The organism is Actinoallomurus bryophytorum (assembly GCF_006716425.1).
GTDB lineage: Bacteria > Actinomycetota > Actinomycetes > Streptosporangiales > Streptosporangiaceae > Actinoallomurus > Actinoallomurus bryophytorum.
In genome coordinates this window covers 811,138-833,057 of the sequence record NZ_VFOZ01000002.1, presented here as the reverse complement: position 1 = coordinate 833,057, position 21,920 = coordinate 811,138, and the positions used below count along the sequence as shown (strand labels likewise).

24 protein-coding genes are annotated in these 21,920 nt (G+C 70.7%); 11 read left to right on the top strand and 13 right to left on the bottom strand.

The genetic code is table 11. From position 1 onward, the window contains the following. Window positions 1–8: 8 nt before the first annotated feature. Window positions 9–1,169: a xylose isomerase gene (gene xylA, locus FB559_RS39875; RefSeq protein ID WP_141962771.1), complete on the bottom strand. Its 1,161-nt coding sequence runs from the start codon at window positions 1,167–1,169 to the stop codon at window positions 9–11. A gap of 93 nt (window positions 1,170–1,262) precedes the next feature. Between xylA and FB559_RS39870 the strand changes: the two genes are divergently transcribed. Next, window positions 1,263–2,504, top strand: a complete 1,242-nt coding sequence (locus FB559_RS39870) for an ROK family transcriptional regulator (protein ID WP_141963271.1) — start codon at window positions 1,263–1,265, stop codon at window positions 2,502–2,504. A 260-nt stretch (window positions 2,505–2,764) separates the two neighbouring features. Here FB559_RS39870 and FB559_RS39865 read toward each other — a convergent pair whose 3' ends face one another. Further along, window positions 2,765–3,160, bottom strand: coding sequence for a RidA family protein (locus FB559_RS39865; RefSeq protein WP_141963269.1), 396 nt, complete (start codon window positions 3,158–3,160; stop codon window positions 2,765–2,767). Between the two features lie 127 nt (window positions 3,161–3,287). Here FB559_RS39865 and FB559_RS39860 point away from each other — a divergent pair, with 127 nt between their 5' ends. The 5 genes from FB559_RS39860 to FB559_RS39845 all read left to right on the top strand — a co-directional run bounded on the left by FB559_RS39860 (window position 3,288) and on the right by FB559_RS39845 (window position 7,365). Next, window positions 3,288–4,262, top strand: a complete 975-nt coding sequence (locus FB559_RS39860; protein WP_141962770.1) for a helix-turn-helix transcriptional regulator — start codon at window positions 3,288–3,290, stop codon at window positions 4,260–4,262. 288 nt (window positions 4,263–4,550) lie between these two features. Continuing rightward, a complete protein-coding gene (locus tag FB559_RS44375; RefSeq protein ID WP_185792692.1) occupies window positions 4,551–4,694 on the top strand; it encodes a hypothetical protein in 144 nt (47 codons plus the stop codon). 142 nt (window positions 4,695–4,836) lie between these two features. Next, the gene (locus tag FB559_RS39855; RefSeq protein ID WP_141962769.1) at window positions 4,837–5,373 is read left to right on the top strand and encodes an RNA polymerase sigma factor; all 537 of its coding nucleotides are present in this window, start codon (window positions 4,837–4,839) and stop codon (window positions 5,371–5,373) included. 1 nt (window position 5,374) lies between these two features. Beyond that, window positions 5,375–6,289 (top strand): hypothetical protein, encoded by a 915-nt coding sequence (locus FB559_RS39850; protein ID WP_141962768.1) that lies wholly within the window; start codon window positions 5,375–5,377, stop codon window positions 6,287–6,289. 101 nt (window positions 6,290–6,390) lie between these two features. Continuing rightward, on the top strand, window positions 6,391–7,365 hold the full coding sequence (locus FB559_RS39845) for an aldo/keto reductase (protein WP_141962767.1): 975 nt from the start codon (window positions 6,391–6,393) through the stop codon (window positions 7,363–7,365). A gap of 1 nt (window position 7,366) precedes the next feature. On the opposite strand, the gene FB559_RS44370 is transcribed toward FB559_RS39845, so the two are convergent. The 3 genes from FB559_RS44370 to FB559_RS39830 form a co-directional block, all read right to left on the bottom strand. Beyond that, window positions 7,367–8,050: a hypothetical protein gene (locus tag FB559_RS44370; RefSeq protein ID WP_185792691.1), complete on the bottom strand. Its 684-nt coding sequence runs from the start codon at window positions 8,048–8,050 to the stop codon at window positions 7,367–7,369. 76 nt (window positions 8,051–8,126) lie between these two features. Then, complete coding sequence (locus tag FB559_RS39835; protein ID WP_141962766.1) at window positions 8,127–9,062, bottom strand: S1C family serine protease; 936 nt, start codon at window positions 9,060–9,062, stop codon at window positions 8,127–8,129. Window positions 9,063–9,134: 72 nt separating this feature from the next. Continuing rightward, on the bottom strand, window positions 9,135–9,995 hold the full coding sequence (locus FB559_RS39830) for an amidohydrolase family protein (RefSeq protein WP_141962765.1): 861 nt from the start codon (window positions 9,993–9,995) through the stop codon (window positions 9,135–9,137). A gap of 74 nt (window positions 9,996–10,069) precedes the next feature. On the opposite strand from FB559_RS39830, the gene FB559_RS39825 reads away from it, so the two are divergent. Beyond that, window positions 10,070–10,909 (top strand): PaaX family transcriptional regulator, encoded by an 840-nt coding sequence (locus FB559_RS39825; protein WP_141962764.1) that lies wholly within the window; start codon window positions 10,070–10,072, stop codon window positions 10,907–10,909. Window positions 10,910–11,009: 100 nt separating this feature from the next. Here the strand turns inward: FB559_RS39825 and FB559_RS39820 are convergent, their stop codons facing one another. From FB559_RS39820 to boxC, 4 genes are all read right to left on the bottom strand, one after another. Continuing rightward, the gene (locus FB559_RS39820) at window positions 11,010–11,843 is read right to left on the bottom strand and encodes a DUF1206 domain-containing protein (protein WP_141962763.1); all 834 of its coding nucleotides are present in this window, start codon (window positions 11,841–11,843) and stop codon (window positions 11,010–11,012) included. Between the two features lie 117 nt (window positions 11,844–11,960). Next, window positions 11,961–13,514 carry a benzoate-CoA ligase family protein gene (locus FB559_RS39815; RefSeq protein ID WP_141962762.1) on the bottom strand — a complete coding sequence of 518 codons (1,554 nt, stop codon included), beginning with the start codon at window positions 13,512–13,514 and terminating at the stop codon, window positions 11,961–11,963. A gap of 26 nt (window positions 13,515–13,540) precedes the next feature. Next, entirely contained in the window at window positions 13,541–14,956 is a 1,416-nt protein-coding gene (gene boxB / locus FB559_RS39810) for a benzoyl-CoA 2,3-epoxidase subunit BoxB (protein ID WP_141962761.1), read from the bottom strand. Window positions 14,957–14,958: 2 nt separating this feature from the next. Then, complete coding sequence (boxC, locus tag FB559_RS39805; protein WP_221640671.1) at window positions 14,959–16,602, bottom strand: 2,3-epoxybenzoyl-CoA dihydrolase; 1,644 nt, start codon at window positions 16,600–16,602, stop codon at window positions 14,959–14,961. A gap of 146 nt (window positions 16,603–16,748) precedes the next feature. Between boxC and FB559_RS39800 the strand changes: the two genes are divergently transcribed. The 3 genes from FB559_RS39800 (at window position 16,749) to FB559_RS39790 (ending at window position 18,285) form a co-directional block, all read left to right on the top strand. Then, window positions 16,749–17,171 carry a hypothetical protein gene (locus tag FB559_RS39800; RefSeq protein ID WP_141962760.1) on the top strand — a complete coding sequence of 141 codons (423 nt, stop codon included), beginning with the start codon at window positions 16,749–16,751 and terminating at the stop codon, window positions 17,169–17,171. 82 nt (window positions 17,172–17,253) lie between these two features. Next, window positions 17,254–17,706: a peroxiredoxin gene (locus FB559_RS39795; protein ID WP_141962759.1), complete on the top strand. Its 453-nt coding sequence runs from the start codon at window positions 17,254–17,256 to the stop codon at window positions 17,704–17,706. Window positions 17,707–17,772: 66 nt separating this feature from the next. Further along, a complete protein-coding gene (locus FB559_RS39790) occupies window positions 17,773–18,285 on the top strand; it encodes a helix-turn-helix transcriptional regulator (RefSeq protein ID WP_246122843.1) in 513 nt (170 codons plus the stop codon). A gap of 171 nt (window positions 18,286–18,456) precedes the next feature. On the opposite strand, the gene FB559_RS39780 is transcribed toward FB559_RS39790, so the two are convergent. Continuing rightward, window positions 18,457–18,936, bottom strand: a complete 480-nt coding sequence (locus FB559_RS39780) for a MarR family winged helix-turn-helix transcriptional regulator (RefSeq protein WP_141962757.1) — start codon at window positions 18,934–18,936, stop codon at window positions 18,457–18,459. A gap of 82 nt (window positions 18,937–19,018) precedes the next feature. Between FB559_RS39780 and FB559_RS39775 the strand changes: the two genes are divergently transcribed. Further along, window positions 19,019–19,906, top strand: coding sequence for an alpha/beta fold hydrolase (locus tag FB559_RS39775; protein WP_141962756.1), 888 nt, complete (start codon window positions 19,019–19,021; stop codon window positions 19,904–19,906). 135 nt (window positions 19,907–20,041) lie between these two features. Here FB559_RS39775 and FB559_RS45110 read toward each other — a convergent pair whose 3' ends face one another. From FB559_RS45110 to FB559_RS39760, 3 genes are all read right to left on the bottom strand, one after another. Further along, complete coding sequence (locus FB559_RS45110; RefSeq protein ID WP_141962755.1) at window positions 20,042–20,227, bottom strand: hypothetical protein; 186 nt, start codon at window positions 20,225–20,227, stop codon at window positions 20,042–20,044. 5 nt (window positions 20,228–20,232) lie between these two features. Then, on the bottom strand, window positions 20,233–20,442 hold the full coding sequence (locus tag FB559_RS45105; protein ID WP_141962754.1) for a hypothetical protein: 210 nt from the start codon (window positions 20,440–20,442) through the stop codon (window positions 20,233–20,235). A gap of 159 nt (window positions 20,443–20,601) precedes the next feature. After that, window positions 20,602–21,870 (bottom strand): alpha/beta fold hydrolase, encoded by a 1,269-nt coding sequence (locus FB559_RS39760; RefSeq protein ID WP_141962753.1) that lies wholly within the window; start codon window positions 21,868–21,870, stop codon window positions 20,602–20,604. Between the last annotated feature and the right edge of the window lie 50 nt (window positions 21,871–21,920).

The following is a 21,920-nucleotide window of genomic DNA, read 5'->3' as shown; positions in this document are numbered from 1 at the left end:
TCGCCCTCTCACTCGCCGCCGCGTGCGCCGAGGAGGTGCTCGATGGCGAGCTGGTCGAGGCGCTCGTAGTGGTACCCACGCGCCGCGGCCGCCTCCAGGTCGAACGCGTCGTCCGCGAGCGACGCGTAGGTCTCGTCGGCACCGAGCGTCGGCACGGACAGCTCCTCGACGCGTGAGGCGGCGAGCGCTTCCTGCACCTCAGGGTCGGCGCGGAACGCCCGCGCACGCTCCTTCAGGATCAGGTAGGTCCGCATGTTCGCCTCCGCCGACGCCCACACGCCCGAGATGTCCTCGGTACGGGTCGGCTTGTAGTCGAAGTGGCGCGGGCCCTCGTAGCCGCCGTTCTCCAGCAGGTCGACGAGGAAGAACGCGCTCTTGAGGTCGCCATGGCCGAAGACCAGGTCCTGGTCGTACTTGTTGCCGTGCTGGCCGTTGAGGTCGATGTGGAACAGCTTGCCGTGCCACAGGGCCTGGGCGATGGCGTGCACGAAGTTGAGCCCGGCCATCTGCTCGTGCCCGACCTCGGGGTTGAGGCCGACCATGTCGGCGTGCTCCAGCGAGCCGATGAACGCCAGCGCGTGGCCGACGGTGGGCAGCAGGATGTCGCCGCGCGGCTCGTTCGGCTTGGGCTCCAGCGCGAACCGGATGTCGTAGCCGCGCTCGGTCACGTAGCCGGCGAGCGTGTCGATGGCCTCGCGGAACCGGTCCAGCGCCGCGCGTACGTCCTTGCCGCCGTCGGTCTCGGCGCCCTCGCGGCCGCCCCAGAACACGTACGTGTTCGCGCCCAGCTCGGCGGCCAGGTCGAGGTTGCGCATCACCTTGCGGAGCGCGTACCGGCGGATGTCGCGGTCGTTGGAGGTGAACGCGCCGTCCTTGAACACCGGGTGCTGGAACAGGTTGGTGGTCGCCATCGGCACGACGAGGCCGGTCTCGTCGAGAGCCTTGCGGAAGGAGGCGATCGCGCGGTCCCGGTCCGGCTCGACCGCGAGCAGGTCGTCGTCGTGGAAGGTCACGCCGTACGCGCCCAGCTCGGAGAGACGGTGCACCGCCTCCACCGGGTCCAGCGGCGCGCGGGTGGCGTCGCCGAACGGGTCGCGGGCCTGCCAGCCGACCGTCCAGAGGCCGAACGTGAACTTGTCCTCGCGGGTGGGCTGGAACTGACCGGACATGCTGGCTCCTTAATTCGTACGCGAACTGGACTAATTAAATCGCGCAGGCCCGAGGTGTCAACACACCGGGGTCGGAATGATTAGTCTGTGACGATGCGCCATCAGGTCGTCCCCGTACGCCACGGCACCATGCGCGAGCGGAACCTCGCCGTCGTTCTCGGCGAGATCTCCCGCCGGCAGCCGGTCAGCCGCGCACGCCTCGCGGACGCGACCGGCTTCACCAAGACCACGGTCTCCAGTCTGGTCGCGACGCTCGCCGGCGCCGGGCTGGTACGCGAGGACGGGCCGGTACGCGACGGCGAGCGCGGGCGTCCCGCCACGGCGGTGTCGGTGAACGGCGACCGGGTGGCGGGCCTCGGCCTGGAGATCAACGTCGACTACCTGGCCGCGTGCGTGCTCGACCTCGGCCGCCGGATCCGGCACCGGCACCTGGTCGCCGCGAACAACCGGGGCCGCGCGCCGGAGCGCGTCATCGCCGGGCTGACCAGCCTCGCCGAGCGGGCGATCGCCGCCGCCGGCGACCAGGGCCTGTCGGTCGCCGGTGCCGTCGTCGCGCTGCCGGGCGTCCTCGACCGCCGCGGCGGGCGGCTGCGTTCCGCGCCCAACCTGGGCTGGAGCGACGTCGCCGCCGGTGAGCTGCTGAACGCCGGCCTGCCGCCGCTGCCACTGGCCGCCGACTACGACAACGAGGCCAACCTCGGCGCGCTCGGCGAGCTGTGGTTCGGCGACGGCCCTGAGCTGGGCTCCTACATCCACGTCTCGGGAGAGATCGGCATCGGCGCGGGCATCGTCGTGGACGGGCGGGTGTTCCGCGGCGCGCACGGCTTCGCCGGGGAGCTGGGCCACGTCGTGGTCGACCCCGGCGGCGCCCCCTGCGCGTGCGGCGGGCGCGGCTGCCTCGAACAGGTCGCCGGTCAGGAGGCGATCCTGCGCGCGGCCGGGATGGCCGAGACGACCGCGACGTCGTCGGCGAGCCCGGACGGCCCGCTGTCCGCGCTGGTCGCGAGGCTGGAGGCGGGCGACGAGCGCGCCCTGGCCGCCGTACGCCGGGCGGGGGAGTCGCTCGGCCAGGCCCTCGCCACCGCGGTGAACCTCCTCGACCCGGACACGATCGTGCTCGGAGGCATCTTCTCGGGGCTCGCACCGTGGGCCCGTCCCGCGGCGGAGGCGGCGCTGGCGGGCGGCGCGGGCGTGGTGCGGCGCTCGCCTCCGCGCGTCACGGTGTCCCGGCTGGGCGGCGACGCGGCCGCCCTGGGCGCGGCCTCACTCGTGGTCGAACGCGTGCTGGACGACCCGGCGATCCTGGTGAGCCAGGCGGCCGGCACCGCGACCTGACCGCGTACGCCTGAAGAATCTGCTGCACGATGTGGGAAGACGGAGAAATGGTGCGGGCGGAGGAACCACCGACTGTTTCACACCATTTAGCGGGCAGTCTGCCGACGTTGCAACCGGAACGACTTGGGCACGTATTCGGCACAGCCCCCGCCATCAACCGATGGCGGTCGGTGTCAGCCGGATACGAACGAAAAGCGCCTGACCCTGTCCAGGCCAGACGCTGTTCGTACGGCAGCCTTACCGGAGGCGGCGAGGCCGCATCACGCGACGGCGGTTCCCTCAAGCTCGACCATCAGGACGGGGATGGCGAGCCGTGTCACCCCGAGCGTCGTGGTGGCCGGTGCCACCCCGGCGGCGCCCAACCGCGATGCCAGCAAACCGTAGTGCTGGAAAAGCAGCTCGACGTCGGTGGTGTAGACGTTGAGCCGGACGAGGTGCGCGAGGGACATGCCGGCCTCGCCGAGAACGGCCTCCAGGTTGTCGAGGCTCAGCGCCAGCTGCGCCGCCATATCGTCGCTGTGCTGGGGCTTGCCGTCGCCGCTCATCGCGGTCTGCCCGGCGCAGTACAAGGTTCGGGTGTGCCCAGAGACGATCTCACCCTGGTTGTACCCCATTTCCACTGACCACGCCCACGGGTTTACCGCGCTTCGCTCCACTGCCACATCAGCTCCATTCGATTCGTCAATACGTCGATCGGCTCGATAGCCACCACTTTTCGTCGCACTGATAAGCCTCCCCGCAAATCACGACATCCTGTGTCGTGTATTTCAGTAGAGTTTTCGTATGCGCGCCGACCGGTTGGTATCGCTGGTGCTGTTGCTGCGGCAGCACGGTCGGCTGTCGGCGACGGCGCTGGCCCTCGAGCTGGAGGTATCCGCCCGCACGGTGCTGCGCGACATCGAGGCGCTGTCCGCAGCCGGTGTCCCGGTCTATGCCGAACGCGGCCGGCATGGCGGTTTCGCGTTGTTGCCCGGTTTCCGGACCGAGCTCACCGGACTGAACCACGACGAGGCCCTTGCCCTGCTGGTCGCCGGATCGAGGCGCGGCGCGCAGGCGTTCGGCCTCGGCTCGGCGCTCGCTTCGGCGATGCTCAAGGTGGTCGACGCGCTACCCGAAGGCCATCGGGACACGGCGGCCGGCGCGGCCCAGCGGTTGCTCATCGACCCGGAGACCGACCTCCTCTCGCGTCGGCTGGTCGCCGAGGAGGTGCCTGACGAGATAGCGGCCGAGGTCCTGCGCGCGGTATTCGCCGGACACAAGCTGCGCATCCACTACGCGGCTGTGGACCAGACCCCGAAGTGGCGCACGGTGGACCCGATCGGCCTGGTCACCGTACGCGACCAGGGCTACTTGCTGGCCACGAGGTCCGGCGGGGACCGCACCTACCGGCTGTCACGGATCCTGGCCGCTCAGGAACTCGCCGAACCCGCACAGCGACCAGACCGGGTCGATCTGGACCAGGTCTGGCAGGAACGCAGCACGCGGTTTCGGGCCGGCGGTGACCAGGTCACCGTGCTGGTACGGATGAACCCGGCGCGGCGGGAGGAACTGCTGGGCACCGCGCTGGCCGTCCACGCCGAAGAACCCGACGCAGACGGCTGGCTGCGGCTGAAGGTGACCTTCCAGGATTCACGACACGCCGAATGGGCGCTGTGGCAGCTCAGCACGGACGCGGAAGCCCTGGCCCCGCTGTCGTTGCGCACCTCCCTGCGCACCCGCGCCGCCGCGATCGCCACTTGCTACGGCGTCTCATCCTGAGCCGCCTCGGCCGACTGCTGTCCGTCACGCAAGGCGTGGGCGGGTAGAGACGGGGTCGAACCGCTGACCTTGCGCTTTGCAGGTGGACGATTCCTCGACGCCCGAGATAAGGGGAGTCGGCGGTCATTGGCCGGAGCCGCTCAGCCCGGCCCGTCGTCGGCGGATAGTGTCGGCCGATGCGTCACGTGAGACTCGGCGGTACGAACCTCGAGGTCCCGGTGCTCGTGCTGGGCTGCGGGAACTTCAACGGGATCGGCTCGGCACCGGAGCTGTTCGGGCGGCGCGGGCGTGGTGCGGCGCTCGCCTCCGCGCGTCACGGTGTCCCGGCTGGGCGGCGACGCGGCCGCCCTCGGCGCGGCCTCACTCGTGGTCGAACGCGTGCTGGACGACCCGGCGATCCTGGTGAGCCAGGCGGCCGGCACCGCGACCTGACGCCGCGGGCCTGCCTTCCCGCCGGCAGCGGGGGAAGTCGCCTGTAACGGAGGGCCGGGTGCCGACACGGTAGGGGTGACCGCATCCCCGATGGTCGAGGAAACGAGAATGCCCCCTGACCCGTCCGTCCACGGAACCCCCGATGGATGACCGCAAGGTCGGCTTCGAGGCGGTCTTCGACGCGACGTACGAGGCGATCTGCGGCTACGCGCTCCGGCGGCGCTCCTCTTCCCACGACGCGGCCGACGTGGTCGCCGAGACCTTCGCCATCGCCTGGCGCCGCGTCGACCAGATGCCCACCGGCGACGCCGCCCGGCTGTGGCTGTACGGCGTGGCGCGCCGCGTGCTGGCCAACCATCGGCGCGGCGAGCGACAGCGCCGGCTCCGCACCACGGAGCTGCGTGACGACATCGTGGCTCTGGTCGGCGACCCGCTCGACGCCTCGAGCATCGCGGAGGCGTTCCGCGCGCTGTCCGACGCCGACCGGGAGATCCTCGGCCTCGTCGCGTGGGAGGGGCTCGACCGCGACGCCATCGCGACCGTCCTCGGCTGTTCACGCAGCACCGCGCGCGTACGGCTCCACCGCGCCCGCACCCGTTTCTCCCACGCCCTCCGTTCGGCCGGAGTCGACGCGGCGCCCATGGTCATGACCCGCTCCTCGACGAAGGAGAGCCCCTGACATGAGGACCCATCCGACCGACGGCGCGGTGCGCGGGCTCGCCCGCGTGCACGACGACGCGCTGCGCGGACTCGCCCGCCGGCCTGCTACCCGCGCCCTGTTCGACGACATCACCACGCTGCCGTCTCACCCGTCGCGGGCGCGCGGGCGCGCGGGCCGCCGGCCGATGATCCTGGGCGCCGTGGCGGCCGCCGCGATCGCCGCGGCGGGCGTCGCCGGCGTCATCGCGCTGACGGACCATCCCGACAAGGGCGAGTCCGTACGCCTCGCCGCCGCGGTCCAGATCATCCGCGGGACGACCTACTACGAGGCACGGATCGTCGACCCCCGCGCCGACAGGAAACGATTCAAGGCGGCGTTCGCCAAGTACGGACTCAACATCGAGGTCACGCTGGTCCCGGCCTCTCCGCACGCCGTCGGCAGCATCGCGGGCGAGGACGAGGACGAGAGGGCGCAACGTTCGGAGGAGGAGGGAGCGGGAATCAAGATGATCGACGACCCCACCTGCCCTACCGCGAGCGGCGGGAACTGCTCGATCGGCCTGCGTATTCCGCTGACCTTCAAAGGGCATGCCGGTATCACCATCGGCCGCGAGGCGGAACCCGGTGAGCCGTACGTCAGTACATCCCCGAAGGACGATCCGCGCGGCCTGGAAGGCCTGACGGTGGCCCAGGCGGAGGCCGCGCTCGCCCGTAAGGGCCTTCGGGTGGCGATGTACAACGTGTACTGGCCGGGGTGGGGCACCAGCAGGCCGCGTTCGTGGATCCCCTCGCGATGGAAGGTGAGTGGCGCGGATCCCTACTCTCCGGGGACCGTGCTGCTGGCGATCGATGCCCAGGGGCCGATGCCGCCCGACGTGGTGGCCGAGATGAGACACGACGCTACGGCGAGCCCGACCGTGACCCCGACCTCCTGACACGCATCCGGCCGGCGGTCCCTCGGATCTCCCGTCCCAGGGGTCGCCGGCGCCCATCGGCCGAAGCCGCCCGGCCCGCCGCCGGCGGATAGTGTCATTCGATGCGTCACGTGAGACTCGGCGGTACGAACCTCCAGGTCCCGGTGCTCGTGCTGGGCTGCGGGAACTTCAACGGGATCGGCTCCGCGCCGGAGCTGTTCGGCCGGGGCGAGGACGAGGCCGCGGCCTTCGCCGTCATGGACCGTGCCGTCGAGCTCGGCGTCACGATGTTCGACACGGCGGACTCCTACGGCGGCGGGTACTCCGAGCGGTGGATCGGCCGGTGGATGGCCGATCGCGGGGTCCGCGACGACCTGGTCGTGACCACCAAGGTGGGGAACCCGGTCGGCGACCGGCCCGCGGACTCCGGTCTTTCGCGCCGGCACATCTTCCGCCAGGTGCAGGAGAGCCTGCGGCGGCTCCGCACCGACCGGATCGACCTGTACCTCACCCACGCTCCCGACCCTTCGACGCCCGTCGAGGAGACCGTCGGCGCCTTCGGTGAGCTGGTACGGACCGGCAAGATCCTTCACTACGGGCTGAGCAACGTCAGCGGGGACGCGGCCGAGGAGGTCGTCGCCACCGCGGACCGGCTCGGCGTGGACCGGCCGGTGAACATCCAGGACTCCTACAGCCTGCTCGACCGGGCCGGCGCGGCCGGGGTGCTGGAGGTGTGCGCCCGTCACGTCATCGCGTTCACCGCCTACAGCCCGCTCGCCGGCGGCTGGCTGACGGGGAAGTACCGGGCCGGCCGTCCGTTTCCCGAGGGCTCGCGGATGACGCTGCGGCCCGGCGCCTACGCTCACCTGACGGCCGAGTCCACGTTCGCCGCCCTGGAAGGGCTCGAGCGTCACGCGGCGGAGCGAGGTCTGTCGCTGCCGACGTTGGCGCTGGCGTGGGCGCTGACCGATCCGGCCGTGACCGGACTGGTCCTCGGCCCGCGGTCTCCGGAACAGCTCACGCTGATGAGCGCCGCCCTCGACGTCTCGCTGACGCCGTCCGACCGGGCCGAGATCGCCCGGATCGCCGCCGGGTAGGTCAGGCGGGCGGCGCGCCACCAGGGGGCGGTGGTCCGTACGGTCCCTGCGGCGGTCCGTACGGGCCCGGGGGAGGACCGTACGGCGGCCGGCCTTCAGGTCCGTACGGCGCCTGCCCCTGAGGTCCGTACGGCGGCCGGCCCTGAGGTCCGTACGGTGCCTGGCCTTGAGGTCCGTACGGCGCCTGCGCGCCCCAGGGGCCTGCCGGGCCCGCCCAGGGTTGCCGCGGTACGCCGCCGCCGTCGCGGGCGCGGACCCTGTTGACCCGCAGGGCGGTGAGTCCCGCCGCCGTGGCGACGAGCAGGAGATTGCCGATCCAGAAGCTCGCGCGTGCGTGGGTGAAGTAGTCGACGAACAGCTGCGCGCGCACCGGCAGGTGGTGCAGTTTGAAGAACACGGCCGTGGCGACCTCGTCACCGATGATCCCCGCGACCAGGGCCGAGGCGGCCACGATGGCCGTGACGCCGTAGTGGCGCGGACGGCCGAGGAACACCGCGCCGCCGGCGATGGCCCCGAGCAGGATCGACAGGACCACGGTGATCGCGTCGGCCTCGCCGAGGGAGCTCGGCTTCACCCCGTAGAAGACGATCAGGTCCATCGCGAACTCGGCGACGGTGGCGACCACGAAGCCGAGGATGAGGATCGCCGCGAGGTTCGGGGCACGCCGCGGAGGGTTCTGGATCACGCGGGATTCCTTTCGTCGCTCGAAGTATGGCGTGATCCCGTCCGCTGCATCAGTCCCCAGAGGCGGCCGGTCGCCGTCAGCCCCCCACCCCGGTCAGCTCGACCGGCTCGGCGATGACGTCGACCATCGCGCCGTTACGCAGGACGGTGAGTTGCAGCGGCCTGCCGATCGCGGCGGAGAACATGAGCCGCTGGAGGCTCCGGGCGTCCACCGTCGGCTGACCGGCCGCGCTGAGCAGCAGGTCACCACCGCGGAGGCCGGCCCGCGCGGCCGGACTTCCGTGCGCGACCTCGACCACCCGGAGCGCGCGCCGCACCCCGGTACGGTCACGCAGCGCTTCCGGCACCGGCGCCGGCGTGGTCACCAGCCCGAGGTAGGCCCGCCGTACCCGCCCGTCGCGCATCAGCGTGCCGATGATCCGCTGCGTCGTGTCATTGATCGGCACGGCCAGGCCCAGGCCGACGCCGGCCACCGCCGTGTTGATGCCGACCACGCGGCCGGCCGCGTCGGCGAGCGCGCCGCCGGAGTTGCCGGGGTTGAGGGCGGCGTCGGTCTGGATCACGTCCTCGATGAGCCGTGTCGCCGCGCCGTCGCGGGCCGGCAGGGAGCGGCCGAGTGCGCTGATGACGCCGGCGGTCACCGAGCCCGCGAGCCCGAGCGGGTTGCCCACGGCGACGACCAGCTGGCCGACGACCAGCTCAGCACTGTCCCCGAGAGTGGCGGGCGGTGGAGTCGCGCCGTTCGCGCGGACGACGGCGAGGTCGGACAGGGGATCGGCGCCGACGACCGTGAACGAGGTCTCCGCCCCGTCGGCGAACGCGGCCACACCTTCGCGTGCCGTCCCCACGACGTGGGCGTTGGTCAGCAGGAATCCGTCATCGGTGAACACCACGGCCGACCCGCTGCCCTCCCGCCCGTGACGGCGGACCCGCAGGCTCGCCACGCGCGGTGTCAGGTCACGGGCGACCGAGGAGACGACCTGTGAGTAGGTGTCGAGGGGTTCGGCGGACATCGCACCTCCAAATGATTACAGCATTACACGCAAACATTTGTAAGTGAAGATGTCTTCCCGACGGCCTTTCGCTCACCCGCCCGCGGCGAGGTTGTAGACCTCCAGGGCGTTTCCGCCCAGCACGAGACCGGCGGTCTCCTCGTCGGGGCAGAGCCTGGCCACCGCGCGGGCGTTGGCGGCGATGCCCGGGACGCCGGGCCAGTCGGTGCCGAAGACGAAGCGGCGTGAGAGACGGCGCCAGTCGTGCCGTGCGTAGTACTCCGGCAGCCGTCGCGGCGGCAACCCCGACAGCTCGATCCACACCGTCTTCCGCGACAGCGCGAGGAAGGCCGCGGCGTCGTACCACCAGCCGCGGCCGCCGTGGGCGAGCACGACGTTCAGCGTCGGGAAGTCGCGCAGCACCTCGTCCAGCAGCACCGGGTCGGCGTAGCCGTTCGTCGAGCCGGGGAAGCTGCTGGTGCCGCAGTGCACCACCACGGGTACCCCGCGCGCCCGGCACACCTCGTACGCCGGGTAGAGCGCACGGTCGTTGGCCGGGAAGCCGCCGTGCACCGGATGGATCTTCAACGCGACGGCGCCCAGGCCGAGCTGGCGCTCGACCTCCTCGGCGACGGGAAAGTGCAGGTGCGGATTGAGGTTCGCGACCAGGCGCATGCGTCCCGGGTCGTGGGCGGCCAGCGGCAGCAGGTCCTCGATGGGCTGGATGCCGGTCGCCTTGGGGCTGTACTCGCACAACATCAGCGCGACGTCGACGCCCTCCTCGTCCAGCAGCTCACCGAACATCGCCGGGACGGGCGTGCCGGCGGCGTCGTACACTCGCTCGATGACGGCACGGTCGCCGAAGTCGGTGGCCCACTCGTGCCAGGCGCGCTTGAGCGTCGGCAGCCGTGCGACGTGCATGTGCGCATCGACGAGCAAATGGCCATCGATCACAATGTCGTCCCAATCCTCGGCGCCATGTTCTACTCCCCGGCCATGATGCACCAGGCATCTGTAGAGTGAAACCTGTGACCGTCACTCGCCCCACGCTGAGCCGTCGCCATGCCGTGGGGGAGACGAGTGCACGCTCACTGCTCCTCACCCTGCTCGGCGAGTTCGTCCTCCCGCAGAACGCCCCCGTGTGGACGGCCACGATCGTCGAGGTGCTCGACAGCCTGGGCGTGGAGGAGAAGTCCGCACGCCAGGCCCTGGCCCGTACGGCCGCCGACGGATGGCTGGCCTCCGAGCGTGTCGGGCGCAGCGTCCGCTGGTCGCTCACCTCTTCGGGCCGCCGCCTGCTCACCGAGGGCGCTGAGCGCATCTACGCCTTCGGCGCGCCCGCTCCCGCGTGGGACGGCCTGTGGCTGATCCTGTACGTCTCGGTGCCCGAGTCCAAGCGCAGGCTCCGGCACAAGCTCCGTACCAAGCTGACCTGGGCGGGCTTCGGCTCGCCCGGCCCCGGGATGTGGATCTCACCGCTCCCGTCGAGGGAGGCCGAGGTACGCGCGGTCGTCGAGGGGCTCGGCCTGGACACCGGGGCCATGTCGTTCACGGCGAGGTTCGCGGCGGTCGGCAGCGAGCAGGAGATGGTGCGCCGCGCGTGGGATCTCGACGCCGTGGCCGCGCAGTACGCCGGGTTCGTCAGCGCGTTCGACGATCCGCAGCCGGCCTCCTCACACGACACCATGCTCGCCCAGACACGCCTGGTGCACGAGTGGCGCCGCTTCCCGTTCCTGGACCCGCGGCTCCCGGCCGAGCTGCTCCCCAAGGCCTGGATCGGCGACCAGGCACGTGAGTTGTTCGACGCCCGTCACGCCGACTGGGCCACCGGCGCCCAGCTCCGCTGGCGCGAGCTGACCCACCCCTGAGCCGACGCCACACGAACGTGAACGGCGACCGTCCCGGTCGCACCGCTTCGGTCAGCCCAGGGACTGCCGGTACGAGAGGGACGGTCGCCGCGTTCGGCTCTCAGACCCGTCGCCAGCGGGCCTCGCAGAATGAGTAGAGGCCGAACACGATCAGTCCGAGCGCGATCAGCACCAGTAGCCACGGCCCCACCGGAGTGTGGGCGAACTGCCGCAGCGTGCCGTCCACGCCCTTGGCCTTACCGGGGTCGAACTTGATGGCGGCATAGGCGAAGAAGGCGCCGGCCGAGGCGTACACCAGTGCTCGCGTCGTCTTGCCCACCACGCCGAGGGTCTTGACGGTCTTGCGGACCGCCGGGCTCATCTGGTGCGTGTTGAGCTTCTTCTCGAACTTGGTCTTCATGGCAGAGACGGCGATGCCGATGCCGCCCGCGACGAGGCCGAGCCCGACGAGCAGGACGAGCCAGCGGCCGCCGGGGATATCGTGCATCGCCTTGCCCGAGTAGTCCCGCGACTTCTTGTCGCTGGAGCCGGGACCGCCCGCGCCGATGATGAACGCCACCGTGCTGGCGCAGACGACGGCGTAGAAGATCCCACGGCCGAGGGAGTTCAGGCGCTTGGTCGCCTTGTCGCCGTCCGGCCCCGCCTGGCCCCAGACGGCCTCGCTGAAGCGCCACAGGGCCATTCCGGCCAGCCCGATCGCCAGCAGCCACAGCAGGATCGTGCCGCCGGGCGTGCCGGCCACGGTCTGCAGCGCACCCTGCCGGTCGGCCTCCTTGCCGCCGCTCTTCCCGAAGGCGATCTGGACGGCCAGCGCGCCGACGAGAATATAGATGACACCCCGTGCGGCCAACCCTGCCCGGCCGAGCGCGCGGAAGGCCGAACTGGCCGACACTCCGTTGCCCGCGGCTCTGGCACGCGCCTCTTGAGCGGTCATGTGAAGTACCTCCTGAAGTCTGCACCCAGACTCCCCGGTGAGAGGGGACCCAAACGCGGGTGCGGGTCACGGAGGCGTTCCCGGCCCGTCCCCGGGCGGGATCGGACCACTCTCCGGTCAGGGGGCGAAGCCGCTGTCCCGCAGCGCGTCACGCAGGACGTACCGCTGGATCTTCCCGGTCGCGGTGGTCGGCAGGGTCTCCAGGAAGAACACCGCGCGGGGGCGCTTGAACGCGGCCAGGTCCTCCCGGCAGAACGCGATGATCTCTTCCTCGGTCACCGCCGAGCCCTCGGCGCGTACGACGCCGGCGACCGGTTTGTCCAGGCCGTCCCCGTCCGGGACCGCGACCACCACGGCCTGCGCGACCCCGGGGTGCTCCAGCAGCCGCGCCTCGACCTCGCTCGGCGAGACCCAGATGCCGCCTGCCTTGATCATGTCGTCGGAGCGGCCCAGGAAGCGCAGGGACCCGTCCTCGTCCGCCGCGTACGTGTCCCCGGTGCGCAGCCACTCGCCCTGGAAGATCTGGCGGGTCACCGCGGTACGGCACCAGTAGCCGGTGGCGATCGAGTCGCCGCGCACCATGAGGTGGCCCGGCGTTCCGCGCGGCACCTCGGCGCCGCCGTCGTCGACGATCCGTACGTCGTAGCCGGGCACGGGCACGCCGGTCGTCCCCGGGCGTACCTCCCCGGGACGGTTGGAGACGAAGATGTGCAGCGCCTCGGTCGCGCCGATGCCGTCCAGGATCTCCACGCCGTACCGCTCGGCGAACCGCCGCAGGATCGGCGCGGGCAGCGGCTCGCCCGCCGAGACCGCCTGCCGTACGGAGGCGAATGTGTCGGCGGGCAGGTCGGCGGCGAGCAGCGCGGCGTAGAAGGTCGGTACGCCGAAGAACAGGGTCGGGCGCTCCTCGACCAGGCGCTCGGCGATGAGGGCGGGCGTCGGGCGTGCGGGTTCGAGGACGGCCGAGGCCCCCACGGACAGCGGGAAGAAGCAGGAGTTGCCGATGCCGTACGCGAAGAAGAGCTTGGGCACCGACAGGCAGCGGTCGTCGGGGACGATCCCGAGCACCTGCGTGCCGTACGTCTCGCAGACCGACCGGATCGAGGCGTGCCGGTGTACGGCGGCCTTCGGCAGGCCGGTGGTGCCGGACGTGTAGAGCCACAGGGCGCTGGAGTCCGGGCTCGTGGGGTACGGGTCGCCGGATCCGCCGCTCTCGGCGATCTTGTCCAGCAGGTGGCTCTGCGCCCACTCCGGCGCCCGCGGCGGTGTGTCGCCGGTCAGCGCGAACGCGGCCAGGTCGGGGGCCTCCGCCGCGGCCTCCTCGGCGGCGGCGGCGGCGAACTCCGCTCCGGCCGCCAGCACCCGCGCCCTCGAGTCCCGCAGCACCTCGGCGAGGTCCTTGGCGGTCATCATGGTCGACACCGGGACGGGCACCGCGCCGATACGCATCGCCCCGAGGATGAGCGCCAGCATGTCGGGGGAGTCGGGCATGTAGATCAGGACGCGTTCCTCGGGCCGTACGCCCAGGTCGCGCAGGCCCGAGGCCATCTGGCGTACGCGGGCGAGCAGCTCGGCGTAGGTGAGGGTGCCGCCGGGCCCGGTCACCGCCGTACGGTCGCCGCCGCCGGACTCGACATGCCGGTCGACCAGATAGGTGCACGCGTTGAACACCGGATCACGCCCCTGGAGAAGAACCCTTAGAGGAAGTGGACGTACTCGTAGTCGAACGGCTTGCCATTAATGCCGTTTCGTGGGGGTTCGAGCCAACTTGCGATCTTACCGGGCTCGTACACGGGGTGCATCAGGGAAGCGACGAACGCCTTGTCCGCGTCGGTCGGCAGCCAGGCGCTCCTGCGCGCCTCCCACTCGCCGTCCGTCAGCACCTCGCCGGTGGGCGAGAGGTTGATCCCGGCGAAGGCGCCGACATACCGGTTGAACCCGCGGTGCGGCAGGGCCAGGCGCTGGGGGAGCCCGGCGTCGGACAGGATGCGGTTCCAGCGCTTGACGCCGCTCTCGCAGTCGTCGATGTACTCATCGCGCAGGTCGGTGTTGAGCGCGGTCAGCGCCTCTACCTCGACCGTCGACGGCCTGCCGTCGTCGACGGTGTCGACGAACGCTCCGGTGTCCGTGAGCCGGTGGTCGTCCTTGCGGCGCTCCTCCTGCCAGCGGCCCTTCACCCCGGCGGAGTAGTAGTTGGCGACGTTCGTCGAGGTCTCGCCGCCGAACAGGTCCAGGCTCACGCTGTAGTGGAAGTTGAGGTACTTCTGGATGACGTGCAGCGGCACCGCGCCGTGCGGGCCGGCGTCGTCGGTGTCGTGCTCGACCATGAGCCGCGCGGTGCGCCCGACCACGCGGTCGATGCCCGTCGTGCCCACGAACATGTGGTGGGCCTCTTCCTTGAGCATGAACTCACACGTGCGCGACAGCGGGTCGAAGCCGCTCTCCTTCAGCGTGCCGAGCTGGTACTTGCCGTCCCGGTCGGTGAAGTAGGTGAACATGAAGAAGGACAGCCAGTCGGGCGTCTCCTCGTTGAACGCCCCCAGGATGCGCGGGGAGTCCTCGCTGCCGGAGTTGCGGCGCAGCAGCTCACCGGCCTCCTCCCGGCCCTCGCGGCCGAAGAAGGCGTGCAGGAGGTAGACCATCGCCCACAGGTGGCGGCCCTCCTCGACGTTGACCTGGAACAGGTTGCGCAGGTCGTACAGGCTGGGGGCGTTGTGCCCGAGCCGCCGCTGCTGCTCGACGCTCGCCGGCTCGGTGTCGCCCTGGATCACGATGAGGCGCTGCAGCGCGGCGCGGTACTCACCGGGCACCTTCTGCCAGACCGGCTCGCCCTTGTGCTCGCCGAACGCGATGCGCCGGTCGGGCCGCGGTTCGGCCAGGAAGACGCCCCAGCGGTATTCGCTCACCGGCACGTGCCCGAAATGCGCCCAGCCCTCACGGCCGACGTTCACCGCGGTGCGCAGGTAGACGTCCTCGGTCGGGAGCTCGGGACCCATCTCGGCCCACCAGTCGCGGAACCCCGGCTGCCAGGACTCCAGCGCCCGCTGCAACCGCCGATCGTCGGCGAGCCCGACGTTGTTCGGGATCTTCTCCTGGTAGTCCGCTGTCGTCATGCTCAAACTCTCTTACGGTCGAAAGTCGCTCTTTTACCGGTGCCGTACTTGCTCAGCGCACCGTCGGGTCCGGACGCTCCGGGGCGGGTGAAGATCCAGTTCTGCCAGGCGGAGAGTCGGCCGAAGATCTTGGACTCCAGGGTCTCCGGGCCGGCGAACCGGTGGTTGGCCTCCATCCCGGTCAGGGCGTCGGGACTGAGGGAGGCCCGTTCTTCCAGTGCGATGCGGATCTCGTCCTCCCAGTCGATGTCGTCGAGGGAGAGCGTCACCAGGCCCAGCTCCTCGGCCTCTCCGGAGTCCAGGCGACGCCCGCGTACGTCCGGGGGCGGTCCGTCCTCGCCCTGGAAGCGCGACGTGAGGCGGCTCAGGCCGTTGCCCATCGGGAAGGCCTCCGCGTTGGCCTCGGTGACCACGATCTCGGCGCCTTCGAGCATGTACTGCCGGTCGCAGGCGAGGGCGGTCTCCAGCAGCGGCCCGGCGAAACAGCTCCCGGGCTCGATCAGCGCCACCAGGCTGCGGCTCGTCACGTCGAGCCGCTTCAGCGTGCGCTTGTAGTAGTGCCGGATCTCGCCCGTGAGCCAGTCCTTGCCGGCGGTCATGGACTCCTCGTGCGCGAGGACGGCGTCGATGTCGCCCACGGTCTTGATCACCCAGGTGCCGCGCTCCTGCTCGTTGGTGCGCAGCCACAGGATGAGGTCGTCGAGCTCACGCGTCATGGCGAGAGGCCAGAAGTCCGCGTCGATGACGTCGGGGACCTCGGCGCTGTCCGGGCCGTGGATCGTGATGGTCACCAGGTCGCCGTTGTCGCCGTCGAGGTCGGCGGTCACGTGCCGGTACGCGATGCGGTCCCCGGTGATACGCGGCTCGAGCATCGGGAGGGTGACGCCGCCCTCGCCCGAGCGCGTGGACTCGGCGGCCGCCTGCCGGGCCCGCTCGCGTACGGTCTCCTCGAACCTGCTGCGCGGGACGGCCTCGTCCACGAGCTTCCAGTCGACCGCGGCGCGGCCCTTCAGCCCCTCGGACTTGGTCGCGAAGACGTCCGCGCGGTCGCGGCGCACCTTCCGCTTGTCGACCACGCGCGTCAGGCCGCCGGTGCCGGGGAGCACGCCGAGCAGCGGCACCTCTGGCAGCGAGACCGCGGCCGAGCGGTCGTCGATCAGCAGGATGCGCTCGCAGGCGAGCGCGATCTCGTAGCCGCCGCCGGACGCGGTGCCGTTCACCGCCGCGAGGTAGGTCTGGCCGGAGTGCTCGGTCGCGTCCTCGATGCCGCAGCGCGTCTCGTTGGTGAACTTGCAGAAGTTCACCTTCCACGGGTGGCTGGAGGCGGCCAGCATGCGGATGTTCGCGCCGGCGCAGAAGACCTTGTCGTCGCCGCTCGTGATCACCACGGCGCGTACCTCGGGGTGCTCGAACCGCAGCCGCTGCACGGCGTCGTACAGCTCGATGTCGACCCCGAGGTCGTAGGAGTTGAGCTTCAGCTCGTAGCCCGGCCGCAGACCGCCCTGCTCGTCGACGTCCATCACCAGCGTGGCGACGTCACCGTCGAACTCCATGCGCCAGTGGCGGTAGAGGTCGGGGCGGGTCTGGAACGAGACCGGTGGCTCGGAGTCCGGCATGGCATCCTCCTCGCTCGGCTCAACAGTCATTCTAAACTTCCTTCGACCCACGTCTAGGTTTTGTAGAAAAACAGTGTGACCGAGATGCCTGAATCGTTCTTGCCGGGGGGCGGGGTAGGGGTGACAGTGGTGAGGGGGCGGCCCGCAGGCCGCCGTCACCGCGCGGAGGTTTCGCGATGTCCGCCTCGTCCTACCCGGAGGAGCTCGCCCGCCTGATCGCGGTGCTCGACCGGGCCGTCGAAGAGCAGCCCGACGCCGACCGGATCGTACGCGTCTGTGCTTCGACGTCCGATGTCCCCGTGGGCCTGGCGCGGAAGGCCACGCGTGTGGGCCACGGGTTCGTGCAGCTGACGTGGCAGTTGGAGGAGCCGGTGGGGATCGCCGAGCTCGATGAGTACCGGGTACGCGCGCTGGGGCTGATCCGCCACCACATGTACATGCTGCACGCCTACCTGGATCTCGCGTTCAACAGCACTCTGCGCCGGCGCCGCTCGGACCCGCACGCCGCCGCCCACGGCCTGGACCGCCCGGCGGCGGAGCTGCGCGCGCTGTGCCTGGAGGTACGCGCCGCGCAGTACCGCTATGCCCATCCCGGTTGAGATGTTACTGTCCGGTAGGGTGCGTGGGCGCCGGCCGCCGCGGGCCCCTTCGGTTCGGTGGGTTCGGTGGAGAGGACGCAGGATGAAATCCGGAGACTTGGCCCCTGACTTCGAACTCCTGGACGACCAGGGCGCGCCGCGTACGCTGAGCGGCCTCCTCGCCGAGGGTCCGGTCGTGCTGTTCTTCTATCCGGCCGCGATGTCCGGGGGCTGCACCGCGGAGACCTGCCACTTTCGCGACCTGGCCAAGGAGTTCGCCTCGGCCGGCGGGCAGCGGGTGGGCATCAGCCCGGACGACGTCGACAAGCAGCATGAGTTCACCGGCAAGCATTCGTTCGACTTCCCCCTGCTGTCCGACCCGGATGGCGAGGTCGCGCGCCTCTTCGGAGTGCGCCGCAGGTTCGGCCCGATGAACACCCGTCGCAGGACCTTCGTCATCGACACCGACCGGCGCGTCCTTGACGTGATCTCCAGCGAGATACGCATGAGCGCGCACGCCGACCGGGCCCTGGAAGTCCTGCGCGCCCGGGCCTGAAACGGCACGCGGTTGTGGCCTGAAACGGCACGTGAAAGTGTCAGTGGTCGAACGTATGATCGAGGCATGGCCGAGAACGTGATGCTGCCGATCCGCACCCGTCCGAGTCTCACCGCCGCCGAGATAGCCGCCCTCGGGCTGTCGCTCGCCCACCTGGGCGCCGGCCCCCAGTCCGCCACCGCACGCCGCGCACTGCGGCATCTGTTCGATGACCTGGAGGCCGAGACCGATGTCATCGCCACCACGCTCGCCACGCTGACCAGCCCGCTCGACGGGGCCACCGCCCGCCGGGCCCGCACGGCCGCCATCGCCATCACCGCGCGGCTCGTCGTCCGCCTCCACTACGCCGACGCACGGGGAGACGTGACGATCCGCGAGGTGGAGCCGGTGACCTGCCTTGTGCACCGAGAGCACTGGTACCTCGTGGGCTGGTGCCGCATGCGCCAGAGCATCCGCGCGTTCCGCTTCGACCGGATGCTGGCCGTCGAGGCGACCGAGATCCCCGCCCGCCCCCACCGCGCCGACCGCTTCCTGCCCTTCCAGCCGAGGACGAGGGCGGTCAATGCCCTGACGTCCTAGGTGTACTGACCACGAGCGTGGTCGACGGTTGGGCTTGATCGACAGCGAAGACCTCCGATGAGGTGGAGGTGTCGAGTCTTCACCGCACGGAGGTCTTCGCGTCCCACCGCAATGCCCGCTTGACCGTGCACGGCAGGCGGCTGCTGGTCCAACACGTTCAGGCCGTCCGGCTCAGGCCGGCTCGCCGACGTCGCGGGCGAACCACCCAGGCGTGTCGAAGCGCACCGGCTGCGCGCCCACCAGCGCTGTGAGGTGATCCTCGATGCCCTCCAGCTCGGCGGCGCCGATTCGCCGCGCCCACTGATCGCGGAGCTCCTCGAAGATCGTCTCGCCCTGGCGCAGCACCTCGAAGCCGAGTTCGGTCACCCGGAGGCGCTTGCGGCGGGCATCGCGTGGGTCCGGGTCGCGGGCGACGTACCCGCGCTCCTGCAGGACCGTGATGGTCTTCGCGGCCGACTGCTTGGTGATCGACAGACGGCGGGCCAGCTCCGAGGCGCTGTCGGCTCCGGCGGCGATGGCCCGGATGGCGAAGTCATGAACGGGACGCACGTCCTCGTAGCCGCGATCGGCCAGCTCGGCGGTCGCGGCGTCCACGAGCGAGCGGAAGCCCCCGAGCAGCAGCAGCGCGAGATCGGCGCCAGAGCGAGACATGCGAGAAGGATAAGACCTTCGACAAAGGACAGCCCGGCTGTCTATTATTGGACAGTCAGGTTGTCGAAATAAGAAGAGAGACATGGCCACCGCACCAGCGAGCCTCACCGTCCCCGAGATCACCCACCACCGCGCGCACGTCAACGGGGCGACCCTGCACTACGCCACCGCCGGGACCGCCGGGTCCCCGGTCCTGCTGGTCCACGGGTTCCCCGAGACCTGGCGGGCCTTCCGCAGGCTCATGCCCCTGCTCGCCGCCGGCCACCGGGTCTTCGCCGTGGACCTGCGCGGTTTCGGCGACTCGGACACCGCGCCGGACGACTTCGACAGCAGGGTCTCGGCCGAGGACCTGCACCGGCTGATCGAGCACCTCGGCCTCGGCCCGGTCCACCTGACCGGGCAGGACGTCAGCGGAGCGACGGTCTTCCGGTTGGCCACCACCCACCCGGAGGACGTGCTCAGCCTCACCGCCATCGAGACGGGACTGGCCGGCTTCGGCGTCGAGATACGGGCCGACGTCACCCACGGCGGCGCCTGGCACATCGGGGTCCTGGTCGCTCCCGGCATTCCCGAGATGCTCCTGGCCGGCCGCGAGCGCGAGTTCCTCGGGCGGTACGCGTTCCCGTCCATGACCGCCGTCCCGGGCGCGGTCACCGATGCCGACCTCGACGACTTCGCCCGTACCTACTCACGCCCGGACGGCTGGCGCGGCGCGATCGGCCTCTACCGGTCGATGCTGCGGGAGGGACCCGAGCTCAAGGCCCTCGCCGCGTCCCCCGGGCTGACCGTGCCCGTGCTCGCGGTCGGAGCCGGCGGCGGCCCGTTCACGGCCGCGACCATGTCCCAGGCCGCGTCGACGGAGATCGTTTCCGTCCAGCTCGACGGCGTCGGCCACTACGCCGCGATGGAGGCCCCCGAAGAGCTGGCGAAGGCCGTCCTCGGCTTCGTCGACGGCATCGACGCCACCTAGACCGGTGGTCCCGGGGTGGCCGAGGGCGCCGTCCGTCAACGCCACCGGCCGTCCGGTTGCTGCTCGAACCCCCTTGATCCCCAGAGCTCGAGCGAGCGGAAGGGCTCTCACGATGAACCCGTGGGTCTTCGTGAATCACGGAGGGTTTTTGCCCCTGGGTTCGGTGGGACCGGAGGGCCGGCGTGCCCAGAAGAGCGCGTGGCCGCTGTCGCCTTCGGCGATGAAGTCCTGGACGGTGACCTGCAGGCCGGTCCGCTGGAGCCATGAACGGTAGGTGGGGGCGTCGGCCTGGACACCTATCTGGACGTCGCTGATGTTCACGCCGGTCACCTGGTGCCGAGCCGTGTGAGGTCGCGGGCGACCGGGGTGCCGCATCCGCATCCGATGTCGAGGACGTCCGCGTGCTCGGGGAGACGAGTCCGCAGGCCGGCCGGCCAGCCGTCGTACTGTTCCGCCGGATCGTGGTCACCGCGGTAGTAGTGGGACAGGACGTTGTAGCCGGCTCGGACGAGGTCGCGTCCGTTGCGGTTGTCCATGGTGGGCAGGCTATGCGCGGGCCGGGCCGTCGGCCGAGTGGTTTTCGGCTGATGGCTTCGGCTGGACCCACTGGTTTCGGGGCCGGTAAGCGGGCGGTGGCTTGCGTGGGGCTCCTTCGGGTGGATACGTGGCGGTTCTCGGCCGGTTGGCGCTCCGCTTCAGACCTGGCCGTGCAGCATTCGCAGCAGGCGGTCGAGGACGCGTCCGCCACTGGCGCGATGCCCGTCGTGCTCGTACTCGTTGGTCGCCCACAGCCGTAGGCCCCTGATGGTCTCGGCGGTCTGGAGCGAGTGAGTGGCATCGACGTACATGTCGTCGAGGTAGACGGCGGCGGCCACGGGGACGTCGTTCGCGGCCAAGCGCTGCGGATCGTAGAGGTCGGGCCAGTCTTCGCGGGCGAACAACACCTCGGCCGGCTCGCGCAGGGGCGCGAGACAGGGTTGGTCGAAGTGGAACCGGTAGGTCATCTCGCCGGTGAACAACATCGGGTCGTCCCCGGCCAACGCCATGCGCGCGTCGAACTGGGGAAACTCGCCGCGCACCCGCTGAGCCGCCCAGTTCGTCGCGCCGGTGCCGCGCTGGGCGTAGGAGAGTTCATGCATGAGCGGGTTCAGCGGCAGTTGGGCGTAGCTGAGGAAAGCCGCGGCGCGGGCGAGGAAACTGTCGGACAGCTCCGCTCCGGCCCAGGTGTCTTCGAGAAGGTAGTGCAGCACGTCCGCGCCGTCGCTCATGCCGAGCATCAGCCCGAGCGACTGGAAGGCCTCGACGGTGAGCAAGGATCCGTCCGGCATCGGTGCCGGGCGCTCGATCAGGTGCGCGGCGATGCGGCGGACCGAGGCGGCGTCCTGCGGGTACCGGCGGTAGTACGCGGTGTTCTTGCGGTGCACGCGCGGATAGGCGGCGCGGTAGACCTCGTCCGCGGTGACGCGCAAACCGGGAAGACCGCCGGTGATGATCGCCTCGCGCACGCCCTCGGGCGCGAACGAGAGGTAGGTGACGGTGCACATGCCGCCGAAGCTCTGGCCGAGCACCGACCACGGTTCGTCGGTCAGTTCGCGCCTGACCAGTTCGGCGTCGCGGACGATGGCGTCGGCGCGGAAATGGGTGAGGTGGTCGGCCTGCGTGGCGGGCTCGCCACGGGCCGGGAGCGTTTGACGGGTGATCGGACTGGAGCGGCCCGTGCCGCGCTGGTCGAGCAGGAGGACGCGGTAGTCGTCGAGTGCGCGGTCCAGCCAGGAGTCCCGGCCGACCGGACGCGGCGGCAGCATGCCGGGGCCGCCTTGCAAGAACAGCAGCCAGGGAAGCCGCTCGCGCTCGCGTCCGGTGGCCACCACCTCGCGAGCGTAGATCTCGATGTGCTCGCCATCCGGCCGATCATGGTCGAGGGGGACGGAGAAGAGATGATCGGTCAGCGTGACACCGGGCATGGAAGCTCCTTTGCGGCAATGGAGTGATCTTGATAGAGGCGCTGCTTCGG